The following is a 15,131-nucleotide window of genomic DNA, read 5'->3' as shown; positions in this document are numbered from 1 at the left end:
CAGTGGCGCCATGACCAAACTTACCGCACGACAGCAGCAGGTTTTCGATCTGATCCGCCGCGCCATCGAGCGCACCGGTTTTCCGCCCACCCGCGCGGAGATCGCCGCGGAACTCGGCTTCAGCTCGGCTAACTCGGCCGAAGAGCATTTGCGGGCGCTCGCCCGCAAGGGCGTGATCGAACTCGCGGCGGGCGCGTCGCGCGGCATTCGTCTGCTGCCGCCCCAGGAATTCGGGCAAGACGGCACGCAGCATCAGTTCACGCTACCGCATCCGAGCATCATGCAGCTGTCTCTGCCGCTTGTCGGCCGGGTCGCGGCCGGCAGTCCGATCCTCGCGCAGGAACATATCGCGCAGCACTACGCGTGCGACCCGGCGCTCTTCTCGAGCAAGCCCGACTATCTGCTCAAGGTGCGCGGCCTTTCCATGCGCGACGCGGGCATTTTCGACGGCGACCTGCTCGCCGTGCAAAAGCGCAGCGAGGCGAAAGACGGCCAGATCATCATTGCCCGGCTCGGCGACGACGTTACGGTCAAGCGTCTGAAGCGCCGGCCCAACGGCATCGAGCTGATTGCCGAGAACCCCGATTACGAGAACATCTTTGTTGAGACAGGCAGTGCCGACTTCGCGCTGGAAGGCATCGCCGTCGGGCTGATCCGCCCCGGCGAGTTTTGATTGGCGCTAGCGCGGGCGAGTGGTTTTCGGCAACGCCGCACGTCTACCCTCGTCTTCCGCGCTTGCCTTTCACCCTTGCCTGCCACCGACCAAGCTGTCGCCGGGCTGCCGCTAACAGGCAGCCACTATGTTGAATCGCCCGGAGAGCCTCATGGAACGCCTTGCCCGCCTGTTGCCGTTTCGCCAGTTCGGCCGTCTGCGCCACCTGCGCAAGCTGGTGCCTTGCTCATTGATCGAAGCATCCACGGCCGCCACCGCGTCGCTGTTCGACTCGCCGATAAACGGCTCCGGCGGGCATGCCGCGCTGCCGTCGTCATTGCCGGCCTTCGCCCGGGTATCGCTGAATTCGGGACTCAATACGGCGGAGCCGGCGCGCCGCGCGCCGGTGCGGGTCTATCACGGGCCGTCGCGGCTCATCATGGTCGGCACGGTGGACGCGGTCTGCCGCATGATCGACCGGTGCATCGCCGAAGAAACCAACGTTCAGGGCGCAGTGTTCGAGTCCTGATCGGCGTGAGGTAGGTGCGCCGTCGGGTGCAAACATTGCGTCACACCTGATGGAGCTGATGGAGCTGATTGGAGAATTGCGACCGATAGCCGTTTCAACACCCAAGAATCGCAGCGCCCGTCCACTTGTCGTCACGCTGATCGTGATTGCGCTCATCGCGGGCTTGGGTTTCGCCTATGCATCGCCGTATATCGCGCTCAATAACCTGAAACGCGCCGCCGATGCGCGAGACGCGCAAACCGTCAATCAGTACGTCGATTTCCCTGCGTTGCGCGAAAGTCTGAAGCAGCAGGTCACCGGCTTGCTGACGCGGCGGCTCGACGCACACGGCAACGGCAATCCGTTAGCCGCGATCGGGGCGATGATCGGCGTGGCATTGATCGGTCCGCTGGTCGACGCCTATGCGACGCCCGACGGCGTAGCCGCCTTGCTCAACGGTATGCCGCCGCGCGGCGAACCCGGCGAGCGACCGCCCGCGCAGCCGGCTACCGACAATCCGGCTGCGGCAAACGGACCGGCGCCTGCATCGCGAGGCGCCGCTCAGCCGGCGAATCAAAGCGCCGGCAACGGCGCCAACCCCGCCGGCGGCGACGCGGGCCACAGCCCCACGCCACCGCAGCCGCCGCAAACCACCGCCGGCTATCGCGGGCTCAACGAGTTCGCCGTCACGTACCAGCACGGTGCCGGCGACGCGCGCTATTCCGCGATCTTCCGGCGCCAAGGGCTCTTTACGTGGAAACTGGCCGCGGTCAATCTCAACGAGTGAGCTGCCGCGCGGGGGCGGCGCAGTCTGCTTCGCCGGGCTCGTCGGCCGCTCAAACCGCTCAGGCCGCTTCCTGTTGCTGCTCCTGCGCGGACGAACACGCGACCAGGATGCTGCACGACACACGGTCGAGCAGCGGCGTGTTGCCCGCGCCCATCCACCATCGCGACAGGCCGGTGCGGCAACGATGGCCCACCACCACGAGGTCCACGTGCAGTTCATTGGCCAGATTGGCAATCTCGTCGATTGGATGGCCGAACGCAAAGTGGCCTTGCGCCCGCACACCGCGCTCCGTCAGCCAATCGACGCCTTCTTGCAGAATGTCACGCGCGGTCTTTTCAAAGCTGCCGCACGCGACGTCCGTCAGCAGGCCCGCGCTTTGCGCAATGCTGGAACGCATATCCACCACCGAGAGCAGGTGCGTTTCCGCCTTGAGATCCAGCGCCAGATCGGCACCGCAGCGTAGCGCTTTGCGGCCTTCGCGCGAGCCGTCGTAGCACAGCAGGATTTTCTGGTAGCTCGCCATCGTTTTCCCCTTTCCGCAAAAGCGCGGTCTGAATCAATCATGGTGCGCCGCAATTCCGCTTGCAAGGGATGGAAAACGCTAACTGCGATTTACACCTGCCCCTGCCTTGCGCAGACGAGGCTTGCGCCACCACGACAGCATCCCTGGTGCGGATGCCGCAGTGCAAAAGGCGGCGATGCCGGCGCGGCACAGGGGCCAACCGTTCGCGGCCGATGGCCTAGAATGAGCAGCCTTGCCGCTCATTCCCGCCTTTTCCCGGAGCCTCGATCTCTTCCATGCCCGACACCGCCATCGAATTCCACCAGGTCGAGAAAAGCTACGGCGAAAAGAAGGTTGTCGACGGACTGTCGTTTCATGTCGACACTGGCGAATGTTTCGGCCTGCTCGGGCCGAACGGCGCCGGCAAGACCACCACGTTGCGCATGCTGCTCGGCATCGCCGCGCCGGACGCCGGCACGATCCATCTCTGCGGCGAGCCGATACCGGGCCGCGCGCGCGTCGCGCGGGCCCGCGTCGGCGTGGTGCCGCAGTTCGACAACCTCGACCCGGACTTCACCGTCCGCGAGAACCTGCTGGTGTTCGGCCGATATTTCGGCTTAAGCGGCGCCCAATGCCGCGCGATGGTGCCCTCGCTGCTCGAATTCGCACGCCTCGAAAGCAAGGCCGACGCGCGCGTGAGCGAACTGTCCGGCGGCATGAAGCGGCGCCTCACGCTCGCGCGCGCGCTCGTCAACGATCCGGACGTGCTGATCATGGACGAACCGACGACCGGGCTCGACCCGCAGGCGCGGCACCTGATCTGGGAGCGGTTGCGTTCGCTGCTCGCACGGGGCAAGACGATTCTGCTGACCACCCATTTCATGGAGGAAGCCGAGCGGTTATGCGACCGGCTGTGCGTGATCGAGGAAGGACGCAAGATCGCCGAAGGCGCGCCGCGAGCGCTGATCGAATCGGAAATCGGCTGTGACGTTATCGAGATTTTTGGCCCCGATCCGTTCGCGTTGCGCGACGAACTCGCGCCGCTCGCGCAACGCACCGAGATCAGCGGCGAGACGCTCTTCTGCTATGTGAACGACGCCGAGCCGGTGCACGCGCGGCTCAAGCAGCGCTCGGACCTGCGCTATCTGCACCGCCCGGCGAACCTTGAGGACGTTTTTCTGCGACTGACGGGTCGCGAGATGCAGGACTGACTCGCGTCGGCAGAGCACAAAGCAGAGCACAAAGCAGAGCACGAAAAGCAGCGCACCCGACACCGCACGAGACCCGCCATGGATGCACGCACTTACCGAAGCAACGAAGCCACGCCGGGCAGGCACGCGCCGCTCGCCGCCTTGCCCGCCAACGCGGTCAACTGGATCGCGGTGTGGCGCCGCAACTATCTCGTCTGGAAAAAGCTCGCGCTCGCCTCGATGTTCGGCAATCTCGCCGATCCGATGATCTATCTGTTCGGCTTGGGCTTCGGCCTGGGATTGATGGTCGGGCGCGTCGACGGCGTGTCGTACATTGCGTTCCTCGCGGCGGGCACGGTGGCGTCGAGCGTAATGATGTCCGCGAGTTTCGAGTCGATGTATTCGGGTTTCTCGCGCATGCACGTGCAGCGCACCTGGGATGCCATCATGCACACACCGTTGACGCTCGGCGACATCGTGCTCGGCGAGGTGATCTGGGCGGCCAGCAAGTCGGTGCTGTCGGGCGCGGCGATCATGCTGGTGGCGGGCGCGCTCGGCTACGCCAGCTTTCCGTCGATGCTGCTCGCGCTGCCCGTCATCGTGCTGACGGGTCTTGCGTTTGCCAGTGCGGCCATGGTCGTCACCGCGCTCGCGCCGTCGTACGACTTTTTCATGTTTTATCAGACGCTGGTGTTGACGCCGATGCTGCTGCTTTCCGGCGTGTTTTTTCCGATCTCGCAATTGCCCGCCGCCGCGCGCGGTGCCGCCGACATTCTGCCTCTGGCGCACGCCGTCGACCTCATCCGGCCGGCGATGCTGGCACGGCCGCTGGAGAACGTCCTGTGGCACGTGGCCGTGCTGGCCGTTTATGCAGTGGGCGGGTTTCTGGTGTCGGCCGTGCTGTTCCGGCGCAGGATGATGAAGTAGCGGAGACTTGCGCGGGCGTCGGCCGGATGATGCGGCCAGCGCCCGCGAGTGAACTGGTAGGACGGCGGAGGCTCAGTCCTCGTCGTCGGTCCAGGGAATGTCGACGTCCGAGATAAACGCGACCGTCGCGAACGGACCGCCTTCGTGGCGCCCGATCTTGCCGTCGGCGCGCTGCCATTCCACGCGGAACACGGTGCCCGGATCGTCGGCGATCAGGCGCACGGTGCGGATTTCGTCGGGGTCGGCTTCTTCCACGGGGCCGTCGAGCGAAATTTGCAGCTCCTGCGGCCACAGACCGTCGGCGGGATCGTAAATCTTGTCGCCGTCAGGAATCAGCGTGAATGCCTCCACGCCGATGGTCGCGGATGCGTCCACGATCATTTTGGCCAGCGCGCGCAGCAACGCGGTCGCCCGCGCCGAATTGGCCTGACGGATCGCAAGGTCCCCGCGCGTCAGCGCCTGCTCGAGCTTTGGGTTTGTTTTTTGTTGCGCCATTCGATGTCCTGAGTCCTATCGCTGTGTTGTGTGCAGCGCGGCATGAGCCCCGCCGCCGCTGCCGTTTTTGGGCTGCATCGTACCATTCGCGCGCGCCGCTCAAGCCACGACAGGCACGCGAAGGCACAGAAGCCCGTCCCGCTCACCACAGTTTAGGTCGTGATTGGCCGTCAGGCAGGGACATTTGCCTTTCGTTGCAAGTGCCTGCGGACTCAAGGCGCGGGATTCGGCTGCAACTGATGCAGCGCGTCGATTTCATCCAGCACCTGTTGCGAGAGCTTGACGTCGACGCTCGCAATGTTCTCCTTCAATTGATCGAGCGACGTGGCGCCGATCAGATTGCTGGTCACGAACGGCCGGCTGTTGACGAACGCAAGCGCGAACTGGGCCGGCGAGAGGCCGTGGCGCCTCGCCAGTTCCACATACCGCGAGGTGGCCTGAATCGCTTGCGGCTTGCTGTAGCGCTGGAAGCGCTCGAACAGCGAAATGCGCGCGCCGGCCGGACGCGCGCCGCCTTCATACTTGCCGGACAGCCAGCCGAATGCGAGCGGCGAATACGCGAGCAGGCCGATGTTGTCGCGATGCGCGTATTCCGAGAGCCCGGCTTCGTAGGTGCGATTGAGCAGACTGTACGGATTCTGGATACTGACGATGCGCGGCAAGCTGAGCTTCTCCGACGCGCGCAGGAACTGCGCGACGCCCCACGGCGTTTCGTTCGAGACACCTACATGGCGCACCTTGCCGGCCTTGACGAAATCGGCGAGCACGGAGAGCGTTTCCTCGATCGGCACGGTGTATTCGTCGTCGACCCACGGATACGCCGGGCGGCCGAACGTCATCGTGCTGCGGTCCGGCCAATGCAGCTGGTACAGGTCGACGTAGTCCGTTTGCAGACGCTTCAAGCTATCGTTGAGCGCCTCGGTCAGATTCTTGCGGTCGAACTGGTTGGTTTCGCCGCGAATATGTCGCGGATTATGCGGCTGACGCGCCGGGCCGGCGATCTTGGTGGCGAGCACGATCTTGTCTCGGGCGCCGCGGTGCTGCGCAAGCCATGTGCCGATAAAGCGCTCGGTCGAACCCTGCGTTTGCGCGCGCGGCGGCACCGGATACATCTCCGCGGTATCGATCAGGTTGATGCCGTGATCGAGCGCGTAGTCGATCTGCACGTGCGCGTCCTGTTCGCTGTTCTGCTCGCCCCACGTCATGGTGCCGAGCCCGATCAGGCTGACCTGCACATCCGAATCGCCGAGTCTGCGGTATTCCATGGAAGCTGTCCTATCCGTTGTATAAACATAAACCGCTGACGTTACCACGCCGGCGCGATGCCTGCAGCGGCTAGAATGCCGTGCCGGCCGGCGTCGGAAGACGCTGCGCCCAACCCTCCTTGCCTCGATCGAACCACGATGAATCCCGAACACCTAGAACTGCTGGTCACGCGCACCATGCCGTACGGCAAGTACAAGGGTCGTTTGATCGCCGACCTGCCCGGGCACTATCTGAACTGGTTCGCGAGTCAGGGCTTTCCGCCCGGCGAGATCGGGCGGCTGCTCGCGTTGATGCATGAGATCGATCACAACGGGTTGTCGTCGCTGATCGAGCCGTTGCGCAAACGCTGAAGGACTTCAAATCGTCTCGATGATGAACGCCCGCGCCGCGCCCCGACGAGCCGAAGATTAACTAACTGTTACCGGGCGGCAACGCGCTAAGGCGAGCCGCCACTGAAGCATTCGTCGCAGCCTTCGGCACGACGGTGCGACGCGAGGTCGAGCCGGCTCACAGACACGTTTGTCGACCGTAATGCATGGACACAAATGCGGCTGAACTCATTGGCTTGCGATCTTTCTGATTCTTTATGTCAGCACGGGGAGACGATCGTGAGCAGGCTCTTTGCATCGGCGGCATTGCTGGCCGCGGCGACAGCTCTCGGCGGATGCGCGGTTGCGCCCGCCTATGACTACGGCTACGCGCAACCCTACTACCCCGACTATGGCTACGCGTACGGCGCGCCGTATGCGCCGGTGTATGGCACAGTCGGCATCTGGAGCGGCTGGGGTGGCGCTTGCTGCTACCACGGCGGTGACCACTGGCACGGCGGCGGTTGGCACGATGGCCACGGCGGAGGCGGCTGGCACGGCGGAGGATATGGCGGATCGCACGGCGGCAGTTCGTGGAGCGGCGGCGGTGGCGGCCATGGCGGGCGAAGTCATTGAGGTCCGCACATCCGCCAAAAAAAGCAAACAAGCGCAAAACAAAAACGGCGTTGTGATTTCTCACAACGCCGTTTTGCATTACTTGCGTCATCGCTTACTGCTGCAATGATTTACCGCCGAATTCTTTGGGGTGGCTGATGGGGCTCGAACCCACGACAACAGGAATCACAATCCTGGACTCTACCAACTGAGCTACAGCCACCACTGAAATCTGCTTTGACTCGCCGCCAAATTGCTTGAACGAGTTGTTCAAACGAGTGACCCAAACCACCCGGCAATTACGGAAAAACCTGACTCGCCAACGAAGAAACGAGATTATACGAACACGAACGGCGTTTGCCTAGTCCTTTATTCAAAAATCTCGGCCGGCTCGCGCAGATGCTGTCTCGCCTCGTCGAAGATCGCGAGGTCGCGCGCAGCGAGCCGCTTACTGTCGGACAACACGCGCCGCCAGCCGCGCGCCCCGGCTTCCCCGCGATAGAGACCCAGCGCATGGCGCGTGATCGCGCCGAGGTACGTGCCGCGCGCCATTTCGGCGGCGCAATACTCGACGAGCTTCGCTTCCACCTGCTCGCGCGTAAGCGGCGCTTCGCTCGAACCATAGAAGCGCGCGTCGACATCGGCCAGCAGATAGGGGTTGTGATAGGCCTCCCGGCCGAGCATTACACCGTCCACATGCTGGAGATGCGTCTCCACCTCATCGAGCGTTTTGATTCCGCCATTGATGACGATCTCCAGTTGCGGAAAGTCGCGCTTCAGCCGATACGCGTAGTCGTACTTGAGCGGCGGAATCTCGCGATTCTCTTTCGGGCTCAGGCCTTTGAGAATCGCATTGCGCGCATGCACGATAAAGACCTCGCAGCCGGCCTGCGCAATAGTGCCGACAAAATCGCGCACGAAGCTGTAGTCCTCGACAGCGTCCACGCCGATGCGGTGCTTGACCGTGACCGGCACGGAGACGGCGTCGCGCATCGCCTTCACACAGTCGGCAACCAGTTGCGGCTCGTTCATCAGGCACGCGCCGAATGCGCCGCGCTGCACGCGCTCGGACGGGCAGCCGCAGTTCAGATTGATCTCGTCGTAGCCCCATTGCTCGCCGAGCTTCGCCGAACGCACGAGGTCGTCGGGCTCGCTGCCGCCGAGTTGCAGCGCGACGGGCGCTTCGTCGGGCGTGAATGCCAGGTGGCGCGGCACATCGCCGTGCAGCAGCGCGCCGGTCGTGACCATCTCCGTGTAGAGCCACGTGTGGCGCGAAATCATGCGATGAAGCGACCGGCAGTGACGATCGGTCCAGTCCATCATTGGCGCGACGCTGACGCGGCGCGGACTGGCAGGGCGAGGTGATGACATAAGCGGCCGAACGGCTTGAATCGAAACCGCAATTTTACCGCAACGCGGGAAATCGCCCGCGTGCGGCTGCGTCGCGCGCCCGGCGAAATCCCTTCTGGATGAGGTCTTTAATCGGCCTCAAGGGCACCGCAAACGGGGCCTGAGCAGCCCTCAGCCGCGTCCCGCCGGGCTCGCGCCGATTATTTCAGCAGCGAGAACAGTAATTTCAGATTATCGGTACAAATTTTCGATAGTAGGGGTATACACTGCATTCCATCGACGTTGCAGACATAGCCCCGGCCCCTGCAACGCCATCTTGAAAATCGAAATTATTGGAGGTACATCATGAAGACCAAGTTTATCGCCGCCCTGCTCGTCGCTGTTTCCGCTGCTGTCGCGGCTCCCGCTTTCGCAAGCGGCTACGGCCCGGCACCGTTCTATCGTCCGGCGGTCGGCGCGCCCGCATCGCAACAAGGCCAGAATGCCCAAACCGTCGCGGCTGAACGCGCTAACGCCGACTCGAACGCTTACGGCGGCGTGAACAACGTGTCGTCGCAATCGGGCACGCGTGAGCCGGTTTCCGGTCCGCAATCGGTGTTCTTCGGCCACTAAGCATTCGCCGTCGACCGTGCTGCCCTCGCGGCGGCATGGGACTGGGCGCCTCACCGGATTCCGGTGCAGGCGCCCGGTTTCGTTTACGGCATCGGCAAGGCGTGACGCGCACCTATTGTCGTGTGACGCCCTCTTCCTGCGCCTCGCAAAAGCGGAGCCGATTACCGAACGGATCGGCCACTTCCAGCACCTTGCCCCACGGCAGCGCCTCGACGCCGGGCTTCGCGTACTTGTAGTGCTTCGCCTGAAGCTCGCGATGCAATGCGTCGATATCGCGTACCGGCACGAAAATCGTCGACCCGGGCGTCGCGTCGCCGTGATGTTCGCTCAGATGCAAAACGAGATCCGAGCGCCGCACTTGCGCATACAGCGGGAAGTTATCGCCGAAACGATGCTCCCAATCGACATTGAATCCCAGAAAGTCCACGTAGAACTCACGGGCTTTCTCTTCGGAAAAAATACGGATGATGGGCACGGCGGGCGCGAGGTGCATGGCGGCGGTCCAAAGTCATGACGAGGCGCCAAGCTTAGCCGAACCGGCCGGCAATCTCACGCGCGCCGGCTGGCTCAAGCCGCGAGACCCGCGTCGATCACGTCGCGCGCCGCCCGAAAGCCAGCCTCGGCGGCCGCGTGCTCGGTGGACCAGAGACTGTCGATATGCACGAGCCGCCAGTCGACCACCACTGCGCTTTCGCGCAGCACACGGAAATGCGCCTTGACGCCCGTGAGCACCTGTTCGACGGCGACTTCGATGTCGTAGTCCTGATAGCGCTCCTGGTAATCGCCCATGTCGAGGCCTTTAGGCTCCATCTTCCCTTCCCTGCTTCGGCTGGGTTGGTCATCGCGGCGCATTGGATGCGAACAGCTCCGCGCCGGCTGCAGCCAGCGCCCTGCAAACCGCTGCGGCTCGTGCGGTCGATCCCGTGAAGCGCCTGTCGGCGCGCTCAGTCGCAATCGCCGGAGAGATACTGTCTGCCGTTGCAGGTGATTTCGACCTCGTCGCCGCTCGCTTCGGCCACAAGACCGCACGCGAGAAGCTGCGCGGTCACGGACTGCGGGAACTTCGGCGCCGGCTGGCCGACGCCCACTTCGTTCAGGCGCCGCAACGCTTCGATCGCTTCGGGACTCAGTGACTTGGACATGGCGGTCTCCGTCGACGTGACTGAATTTATCCTAGCAAGTTTCAAGGACAAGTGAAGTCGCGTCGGCGAATCGTCATGAAGGAATGGCTCTGGCGTGAATTTTCACGAGGAACCCGGGTCTACCGGAAAACCTCACGCCAGCCGGCGGATGCGAGGAACGCAACAAGGAGAACGAGATGAAGCGAAGCACCCTGAGCGCGCTCGCCGCAGCCGCCGCGTTGCTCGCGCTCGGCGCGAACGGGACGGCGGCGTGGGCGAAGACGAACGCGGCAAGCGCTGCCAACGCCGCCGCCTCACCGAAGCAGGCCGCGCAACCTGGCGAGCCCGCCGCGTCGATGGTGAAGCCGCCGGAGTCGGCCTCCGGCGCGACCGGATCGAGCAACCCGGACAACATGCCGATCAAGCGTCCGCGCAAACCGACCAACGACAAAATGATGCACGAGCCGCCCGCGAGCGGCGCGAACGCGAAATAACGCGGCCCTTACAGACGCGCGATCGAGACCTCCGTCGATTTGACGAGCGCGACGACTTCCGAGCCGACCTGCAGATCGAGTTCGTCGATGGAACGCGTGGTAATCACCGAGGTCACGACGCCGAACGGCGTATCGACATCGACTTCGGACACAACCGGGCCGCGGATGATTTCCTTGACCTTGCCCTTGAACTGGTTGCGTACGTTGATGGCGGAAATGCTCATTGCGAATGGCTCCAGAAAGCGTTCAGATTCAGTAAGTGAAAGGGAGTCAGACAGGGAGAGTCAGACAGCCCAGCGGACGTCGGTCGGCCGCGTGAAACGGCCGGCATGGCGCGCGTCGCTCGCGCGATCGGAGTGTGCGGACAACGCGTCGTCGTTCGGCGCGTTTTTCAACACTCGCTGCAGCACATGCTCTTCGAGCGCGGCGAAGCCCGCCGACGCCCGCGCTCGCGGACGCTCGAGCGGCACCGGCTGATCGAGCGCAATGCGCCCTTCTTCGATCAACAGGATGCGATCGCCCAGGGCAACGGCCTCGTGCACGTCATGCGTCACGAGCAATGCGGTGAATTGGTGCTCGCGCCACAGCCGCTCGATCAGCGTATGCATTTCAATACGCGTCAATGCGTCGAGCGCGCCGAGCGGCTCGTCGAGCAACAGCAATTGCGGCCGGTGCACGAGCGCACGCGCCAACGCCACGCGCTGACGCTGACCGCCCGACAACTGCGCGGGCCAGTCGCCGGCGCGCTCCAGCAAACCGACTTCGGCGAGCACCGCGCGTGCGTCGTCGCGCGCGCTGCGGGGCAGCCCGAGCATCACGTTCTGCAGCACGGTCTTCCATGGCAGAAGGCGCGCGTCCTGGAACATGATGCGCGTGTCGAGCGGCCGGCCGTCTGCGCCGCGCTTCTCGAGCACGCCCGCCGTGGTCTTCTCCAGACCGGCGACGAGCCGCAGCAACGTCGATTTACCGCAGCCGCTGCGCCCGACAATCGCGACGAAACTGCCGCGCTCGATCGACAGATCGAAGTCGGCCAGCACCTTGCGCTCGCCGTATTGCTTGCCGACGCCGCGCAGTTCGACGGAGCAATCGGCCGTGCGCCTGGCGTCGTCGCTGCGGTCGCTGCGGTGGCTACGCCCGGCGCCGCTGCCGTCGCTCGCGCCGCTGCGCGCCGCGGCGCCCGCAGGCGTCACAACCCGCCGTTGCCCATGCGCATGGCGCTGTCCCGCCTCGCGGCCGTCGAAATCCGCGGCCACCTCCGCGTCATGATCCGCGACGCGCGCCTGCGCCAGTTCGGCTTCCAGATCGCTGCCCGCGATGCCGCCGAACGACGCCGAGAACGTGCTTGCGCTCATGCCTTACCTCCTCGTTGATAGGCCGGGTGCCAGCGCAAAGAGAGGCGCTCGAGGCTTTTCGCCAGCACATCGGCAATCTTGCCGAGCGCGGCGTACAGCAGAATGCCGACCACCACGACATCGGTCTGCAGGAATTCGCGCGCGTTCATCGTCATATAGCCGATGCCCGATTGCGCCGAAATCGTCTCCGCCACGATCAAGGTCACCCACATCAGCCCGAACGCGAAGCGCACGCCGACGAGGATGGACGGCAACGCGCCCGGCAAAATCACATGACGGTACAGCGCAAGGCCTTTCACCCCGTAGCTGCGCGCCATTTCGATCAGATTGGCGTCCACCGACCGGATACCGTGAAACGTGTTCACGTAGACCGGAAAAAACACGCCGAGCGCGACGAGGAACACCTTCGCCTGCTCCTCGATGCCGAACCACAGGATCACGAGCGGGATCATCGCGAGCGCCGGAATGTTGCGGATCATCTGCACGGTTGAGTCGAGCGCGATCTCCACGGGCTTGAAGAGGCCCGTCGCGAGTCCGAGCGTGAGGCCAATGCCGCCGCCTATCGCAAAACCGGAGACAGCGCGCCACGTGCTGACCTTCACGTCGGCCCACATTTCGCCGGACCGGATGAGCGACCACGCCGCCTTCACGACCGCAAGCGGTTCGGGCAGAACGCGCGTGGACAGCACGCCGCTGCGCGCGGCGGCTTCCCATGCAAGCAGAATCAGAAGCGGTACGACCCACGGCGCGAGCGACGCGCCGATTTGCCGCAACGACGCGAAAGCGGAGACCAGCGCGGAGCCGACCGCCGCGCCGCCAGGCGCTCGTTCATCGCGTTGCGCACTTACAGTGGATTGAGCCATGATGACTGTCCTCATTGCCTGTCGAAGGTGGCGGATGCAAGCGCCGGGCGCTCAGCTCGCGCTCGCCGCCTTCGGCAGATAGTTGTTGCCGACGATCTCGCCGAACGGTCCCGACAGCGGTCCGTTCGAGGTTTTGTTGCGGCGGTTCGGCAGCAGCGGAAACACCAGTTCGGCAAAGCGATACGACTCTTCGAGATGCGGATAGCCGGACAGAATGAAGGTCTCGATGCCGAGCTCCGCATACTCCTTCATGAGCGCCGCCACCTGTTCAGGATTGCCGACGAGCGCGGTGCCCGCGCCGCCGCGCACGAGACCCACGCCGGCCCACAGATTCGGATAGACCTCGAGCTCCGCGCGCCCGCCGCGTTTGCCGCCGTGCAGCGCGGCCATGCGGCGCTGGCCTTCGGAGTCCATCTTCGAAAAGGATGCCTGCGCACGCGCGATGGTGTCGTCGTCGAGCTTGCTGATCAGCTTGTCCGCGGCGGCCCATGCTTCTTCTTCCGTCTCGCGCACGATCACATGCAGGCGGATGCCGAAGCGGATCGTGCGGCCATGCGCGGCCGCGCGGGCGCGAATGTCGGCGATCTTCTTCGCGACGGCCGCGGGCGGCTCGCCCCATGTCAGGTAAGTGTCGATATGCTCGCCCGCCATGTCGTGCGCGGCCGGCGACGAACCGCCGAACCACAGCGGCGGGTGCGGCTTCTGCACCGGCGGATAGAGCGCCTTGCCGCCCTTTGACCTGAGATGCTTGCCGTCGAAGTCGATGGCGTCGTTGGTGTGCGCGGCCGTGAGCAGCTTGCGCCAGATGTGCAGGAATTCGTCCGTGATCTGATAGCGCGTGTCGTGGTCGACGAACACGCCGTCGCCTTCCAGCTCGGCCGCGTCGCCGCCTGTCACGACGTTGATCAACAGGCGCCCGTTCGACAGACGGTCGAAGGTGGCGGCCATGCGCGCGGCAAGACCCGGCGACGAAATCCCCGGCCGGATCGCCACGAGGAACTTCAGGCGCTTCGTCGCGGCAATCAGGCTCGAGGCGACGACCCAGGCGTCTTCGCACGAGCGTCCCGTCGGCAGCAGCACGCCCTCGTAGCCGAGCGTGTCGGCGGCGACGGCGATCTGCTGGAAATAGTCGTAGTCGGCTGCACGCGCGCCTTGCGACGTGCCGAGATAGCGGCTGTCGCCGTGAGTCGGAATGAACCAGAAGACATTCATTTGCTGCTCCCCGCGTATTCAGAACTGGATTGGGTCGGACGGTGCATGCCGCAGATGAAACGGATCAACAGGCAGGCACACGCACGCGCTTACGCGCACGCCGGCCGCGCGCATCCGGCCGGTGATCAGAGATAAACCGGCGGCGCATCGCGAAAGGACGGAAAGGTGCGGTATCGACGCTAATGGCAACGGCGCGAGGCAACGTTTGCATGCAGAAACAGTCTATGGACGGCGGCGCGGCTTTTGAACGATTTTTTTGAGCTTAGGTTTTCCACTTCTGTGATTAGCGCGACGCTAAAGCATACGAACGCGACGCGACAGGCCCACGGAAAAGCCGCTAGCGCTGGATATAATGGCGCACGTTTCCAATCATCCGGTACAGGCAACGCGCGTCACGCGCCTGTACCCTGGCGGTGCAATGCATGCAAAAACTCATCCTGCCGTTCGTCGCCGGTTTTCTGGCATCGCTGTTCTTTCATGAATCCACGCTCGCGCTGCTGCATGCCGCGGGCGTCGTCGATCAAAGCGGTTTCTCCACTGCCCCGTTTGTGCCGCTCGGCTTGCCCGAGTTCATTGCCAACGCGATCTGGAGCGCGTTCTGGGCCGTGCTGATGGCGTGGCTTTTGCGCGTCGCGCCCGAGCGCCGTGCGCCGTGGCTGCCGGCTTTCGTGTTCGGCGGCATCGTCTTGACGGCGGCCAGCGTGTTCGTGGTCGATCCGATTCGCGGCATCTGGCCGAGCGGCAACATGCTGCCGCGCCTCGCCATGGGTTTTGCGGCAAACGCGATGTGGGGTTGGGGCGCGCTCGTCTTCATGCGCGCCTTCATGGCAAGCGAAGAAACAGACTGAGCGCCTCGCCAGCGCTTGTCGTTCGTTCG

General features: G+C 64.2%; 21 protein-coding genes and 1 tRNA gene. 10 read left to right on the top strand and 12 right to left on the bottom strand.

From position 1 onward, the window contains the following. The first annotated feature begins 10 nt into the window (after positions 1 to 10). The 3 genes from lexA (at position 11) to HV711_RS08665 (ending at position 1,947) form a co-directional block, all read left to right on the top strand. The gene (gene lexA, locus HV711_RS08675) at positions 11 to 673 is read left to right on the top strand and encodes a transcriptional repressor LexA (RefSeq protein ID WP_013588518.1); all 663 of its coding nucleotides are present in this window, start codon (positions 11 to 13) and stop codon (positions 671 to 673) included. 151 nt (positions 674 to 824) lie between these two features. After that, on the top strand, positions 825 to 1,181 hold the full coding sequence (locus tag HV711_RS08670; protein ID WP_013588519.1) for a hypothetical protein: 357 nt from the start codon (positions 825 to 827) through the stop codon (positions 1,179 to 1,181). 58 nt (positions 1,182 to 1,239) lie between these two features. Next, complete coding sequence (locus HV711_RS08665) at positions 1,240 to 1,947, top strand: DUF2939 domain-containing protein (protein WP_244142637.1); 708 nt, start codon at positions 1,240 to 1,242, stop codon at positions 1,945 to 1,947. Between the two features lie 58 nt (positions 1,948 to 2,005). On the opposite strand, the gene HV711_RS08660 is transcribed toward HV711_RS08665, so the two are convergent. Then, positions 2,006 to 2,470 (bottom strand): universal stress protein, encoded by a 465-nt coding sequence (locus tag HV711_RS08660; protein WP_006048805.1) that lies wholly within the window; start codon positions 2,468 to 2,470, stop codon positions 2,006 to 2,008. 275 nt (positions 2,471 to 2,745) lie between these two features. Here HV711_RS08660 and nodI point away from each other — a divergent pair, with 275 nt between their 5' ends. Then, positions 2,746 to 3,660: a nodulation factor ABC transporter ATP-binding protein NodI gene (gene nodI, locus HV711_RS08655; RefSeq protein WP_028363252.1), complete on the top strand. Its 915-nt coding sequence runs from the start codon at positions 2,746 to 2,748 to the stop codon at positions 3,658 to 3,660. Between the two features lie 78 nt (positions 3,661 to 3,738). Then, positions 3,739 to 4,566 carry an ABC transporter permease gene (locus tag HV711_RS08650; RefSeq protein ID WP_035482423.1) on the top strand — a complete coding sequence of 276 codons (828 nt, stop codon included), beginning with the start codon at positions 3,739 to 3,741 and terminating at the stop codon, positions 4,564 to 4,566. Positions 4,567 to 4,638: 72 nt separating this feature from the next. Here the strand turns inward: HV711_RS08650 and HV711_RS08645 are convergent, their stop codons facing one another. Both HV711_RS08645 and HV711_RS08640 read right to left on the bottom strand, forming a co-directional pair. Beyond that, positions 4,639 to 5,061, bottom strand: coding sequence for a hypothetical protein (locus HV711_RS08645; RefSeq protein WP_013588524.1), 423 nt, complete (start codon positions 5,059 to 5,061; stop codon positions 4,639 to 4,641). A 212-nt stretch (positions 5,062 to 5,273) separates the two neighbouring features. After that, positions 5,274 to 6,326, bottom strand: a complete 1,053-nt coding sequence (locus HV711_RS08640; protein ID WP_028363254.1) for an NADP(H)-dependent aldo-keto reductase — start codon at positions 6,324 to 6,326, stop codon at positions 5,274 to 5,276. Positions 6,327 to 6,464: 138 nt separating this feature from the next. Between HV711_RS08640 and HV711_RS08635 the strand changes: the two genes are divergently transcribed. Beyond that, a complete protein-coding gene (locus tag HV711_RS08635; protein ID WP_013588526.1) occupies positions 6,465 to 6,677 on the top strand; it encodes a DUF3820 family protein in 213 nt (70 codons plus the stop codon). 258 nt (positions 6,678 to 6,935) lie between these two features. Next, positions 6,936 to 7,271, top strand: a complete 336-nt coding sequence (locus HV711_RS08630; RefSeq protein WP_013588527.1) for a hypothetical protein — start codon at positions 6,936 to 6,938, stop codon at positions 7,269 to 7,271. A 126-nt stretch (positions 7,272 to 7,397) separates the two neighbouring features. On the opposite strand, the gene HV711_RS08625 is transcribed toward HV711_RS08630, so the two are convergent. Together HV711_RS08625 and dusA are read right to left on the bottom strand one after the other, a co-directional pair. Further along, a tRNA-His gene (locus HV711_RS08625) sits at positions 7,398 to 7,473 on the bottom strand. A gap of 146 nt (positions 7,474 to 7,619) precedes the next feature. Continuing rightward, the gene (gene dusA, locus HV711_RS08620; RefSeq protein WP_035482421.1) at positions 7,620 to 8,621 is read right to left on the bottom strand and encodes a tRNA dihydrouridine(20/20a) synthase DusA; all 1,002 of its coding nucleotides are present in this window, start codon (positions 8,619 to 8,621) and stop codon (positions 7,620 to 7,622) included. Between the two features lie 324 nt (positions 8,622 to 8,945). On the opposite strand from dusA, the gene HV711_RS08615 reads away from it, so the two are divergent. Continuing rightward, positions 8,946 to 9,212, top strand: coding sequence for a hypothetical protein (locus HV711_RS08615; RefSeq protein WP_013588529.1), 267 nt, complete (start codon positions 8,946 to 8,948; stop codon positions 9,210 to 9,212). A 112-nt stretch (positions 9,213 to 9,324) separates the two neighbouring features. Here HV711_RS08615 and HV711_RS08610 read toward each other — a convergent pair whose 3' ends face one another. The 3 genes from HV711_RS08610 to HV711_RS08600 form a co-directional block, all read right to left on the bottom strand. Beyond that, a complete protein-coding gene (locus tag HV711_RS08610) occupies positions 9,325 to 9,705 on the bottom strand; it encodes a glyoxalase superfamily protein (protein WP_028363257.1) in 381 nt (126 codons plus the stop codon). 74 nt (positions 9,706 to 9,779) lie between these two features. Beyond that, positions 9,780 to 10,022, bottom strand: a complete 243-nt coding sequence (locus HV711_RS08605; protein ID WP_013588531.1) for a DUF6566 family protein — start codon at positions 10,020 to 10,022, stop codon at positions 9,780 to 9,782. Between the two features lie 134 nt (positions 10,023 to 10,156). Further along, a complete protein-coding gene (locus HV711_RS08600; protein ID WP_013588532.1) occupies positions 10,157 to 10,354 on the bottom strand; it encodes a hypothetical protein in 198 nt (65 codons plus the stop codon). A 176-nt stretch (positions 10,355 to 10,530) separates the two neighbouring features. On the opposite strand from HV711_RS08600, the gene HV711_RS08595 reads away from it, so the two are divergent. After that, positions 10,531 to 10,827: a hypothetical protein gene (locus tag HV711_RS08595; RefSeq protein WP_013588533.1), complete on the top strand. Its 297-nt coding sequence runs from the start codon at positions 10,531 to 10,533 to the stop codon at positions 10,825 to 10,827. A gap of 8 nt (positions 10,828 to 10,835) precedes the next feature. Here HV711_RS08595 and HV711_RS08590 read toward each other — a convergent pair whose 3' ends face one another. Genes HV711_RS08590 through ssuD form a run of 4 tightly spaced genes read right to left on the bottom strand, consistent with a single transcriptional unit; the run spans position 10,836 to position 14,254 of the window. After that, positions 10,836 to 11,051, bottom strand: a complete 216-nt coding sequence (locus tag HV711_RS08590; protein WP_013588534.1) for a TOBE domain-containing protein — start codon at positions 11,049 to 11,051, stop codon at positions 10,836 to 10,838. Positions 11,052 to 11,111: 60 nt separating this feature from the next. Then, entirely contained in the window at positions 11,112 to 12,179 is a 1,068-nt protein-coding gene (locus HV711_RS08585; RefSeq protein ID WP_035482419.1) for an ATP-binding cassette domain-containing protein, read from the bottom strand. Then, positions 12,176 to 13,042, bottom strand: coding sequence for an aliphatic sulfonate ABC transporter permease SsuC (ssuC, locus tag HV711_RS08580; protein WP_035482417.1), 867 nt, complete (start codon positions 13,040 to 13,042; stop codon positions 12,176 to 12,178). The genes HV711_RS08585 and ssuC overlap by 4 nt, the downstream gene beginning before the upstream one ends. Before the next feature lie 51 nt (positions 13,043 to 13,093). After that, positions 13,094 to 14,254 (bottom strand): FMNH2-dependent alkanesulfonate monooxygenase, encoded by a 1,161-nt coding sequence (gene ssuD, locus HV711_RS08575; protein WP_175145048.1) that lies wholly within the window; start codon positions 14,252 to 14,254, stop codon positions 13,094 to 13,096. A gap of 422 nt (positions 14,255 to 14,676) precedes the next feature. Between ssuD and HV711_RS08570 the strand changes: the two genes are divergently transcribed. Further along, positions 14,677 to 15,102: a hypothetical protein gene (locus HV711_RS08570; RefSeq protein ID WP_013588538.1), complete on the top strand. Its 426-nt coding sequence runs from the start codon at positions 14,677 to 14,679 to the stop codon at positions 15,100 to 15,102. The last annotated feature ends 29 nt before the right edge of the window (positions 15,103 to 15,131 follow it).

Source organism: Paraburkholderia phenoliruptrix (assembly GCF_902859825.1).
GTDB classification, from domain to species: Bacteria; Pseudomonadota; Gammaproteobacteria; order Burkholderiales; family Burkholderiaceae; genus Paraburkholderia; species Paraburkholderia phenoliruptrix.
The sequence above is the reverse complement of the archived record's forward strand: the minus strand, read 5'-3'. Positions and strand labels throughout refer to the sequence as shown.

What these genes read in the sequence shown, in the direction of transcription:
- lexA (WP_013588518.1), top strand. Translation starts at nt 11, where the DNA reads ATGACCAAACTTACCGCACGACAGCAGCAGGTTTTCGATCTGATCCGC.
- HV711_RS08670 (WP_013588519.1), top strand. Translation starts at nt 825, where the DNA reads ATGGAACGCCTTGCCCGCCTGTTGCCGTTTCGCCAGTTCGGCCGTCTG.
- HV711_RS08665 (WP_244142637.1), top strand. Translation starts at nt 1,240, where the DNA reads ATGGAGCTGATTGGAGAATTGCGACCGATAGCCGTTTCAACACCCAAG.
- HV711_RS08660 (WP_006048805.1), bottom strand. Translation starts at nt 2,470, where the DNA reads ATGGCGAGCTACCAGAAAATCCTGCTGTGCTACGACGGCTCGCGCGAA.
- nodI (WP_028363252.1), top strand. Translation starts at nt 2,746, where the DNA reads ATGCCCGACACCGCCATCGAATTCCACCAGGTCGAGAAAAGCTACGGC.
- HV711_RS08650 (WP_035482423.1), top strand. Translation starts at nt 3,739, where the DNA reads ATGGATGCACGCACTTACCGAAGCAACGAAGCCACGCCGGGCAGGCAC.
- HV711_RS08645 (WP_013588524.1), bottom strand. Translation starts at nt 5,061, where the DNA reads ATGGCGCAACAAAAAACAAACCCAAAGCTCGAGCAGGCGCTGACGCGC.
- HV711_RS08640 (WP_028363254.1), bottom strand. Translation starts at nt 6,326, where the DNA reads ATGGAATACCGCAGACTCGGCGATTCGGATGTGCAGGTCAGCCTGATC.
- HV711_RS08635 (WP_013588526.1), top strand. Translation starts at nt 6,465, where the DNA reads ATGAATCCCGAACACCTAGAACTGCTGGTCACGCGCACCATGCCGTAC.
- dusA (WP_035482421.1), bottom strand. Translation starts at nt 8,621, where the DNA reads ATGTCATCACCTCGCCCTGCCAGTCCGCGCCGCGTCAGCGTCGCGCCA.
- HV711_RS08615 (WP_013588529.1), top strand. Translation starts at nt 8,946, where the DNA reads ATGAAGACCAAGTTTATCGCCGCCCTGCTCGTCGCTGTTTCCGCTGCT.
- HV711_RS08610 (WP_028363257.1), bottom strand. Translation starts at nt 9,705, where the DNA reads ATGCACCTCGCGCCCGCCGTGCCCATCATCCGTATTTTTTCCGAAGAG.
- HV711_RS08605 (WP_013588531.1), bottom strand. Translation starts at nt 10,022, where the DNA reads ATGGAGCCTAAAGGCCTCGACATGGGCGATTACCAGGAGCGCTATCAG.
- HV711_RS08600 (WP_013588532.1), bottom strand. Translation starts at nt 10,354, where the DNA reads ATGTCCAAGTCACTGAGTCCCGAAGCGATCGAAGCGTTGCGGCGCCTG.
- HV711_RS08595 (WP_013588533.1), top strand. Translation starts at nt 10,531, where the DNA reads ATGAAGCGAAGCACCCTGAGCGCGCTCGCCGCAGCCGCCGCGTTGCTC.
- HV711_RS08590 (WP_013588534.1), bottom strand. Translation starts at nt 11,051, where the DNA reads ATGAGCATTTCCGCCATCAACGTACGCAACCAGTTCAAGGGCAAGGTC.
- HV711_RS08585 (WP_035482419.1), bottom strand. Translation starts at nt 12,179, where the DNA reads ATGAGCGCAAGCACGTTCTCGGCGTCGTTCGGCGGCATCGCGGGCAGC.
- ssuC (WP_035482417.1), bottom strand. Translation starts at nt 13,042, where the DNA reads ATGGCTCAATCCACTGTAAGTGCGCAACGCGATGAACGAGCGCCTGGC.
- ssuD (WP_175145048.1), bottom strand. Translation starts at nt 14,254, where the DNA reads ATGAATGTCTTCTGGTTCATTCCGACTCACGGCGACAGCCGCTATCTC.
- HV711_RS08570 (WP_013588538.1), top strand. Translation starts at nt 14,677, where the DNA reads ATGCAAAAACTCATCCTGCCGTTCGTCGCCGGTTTTCTGGCATCGCTG.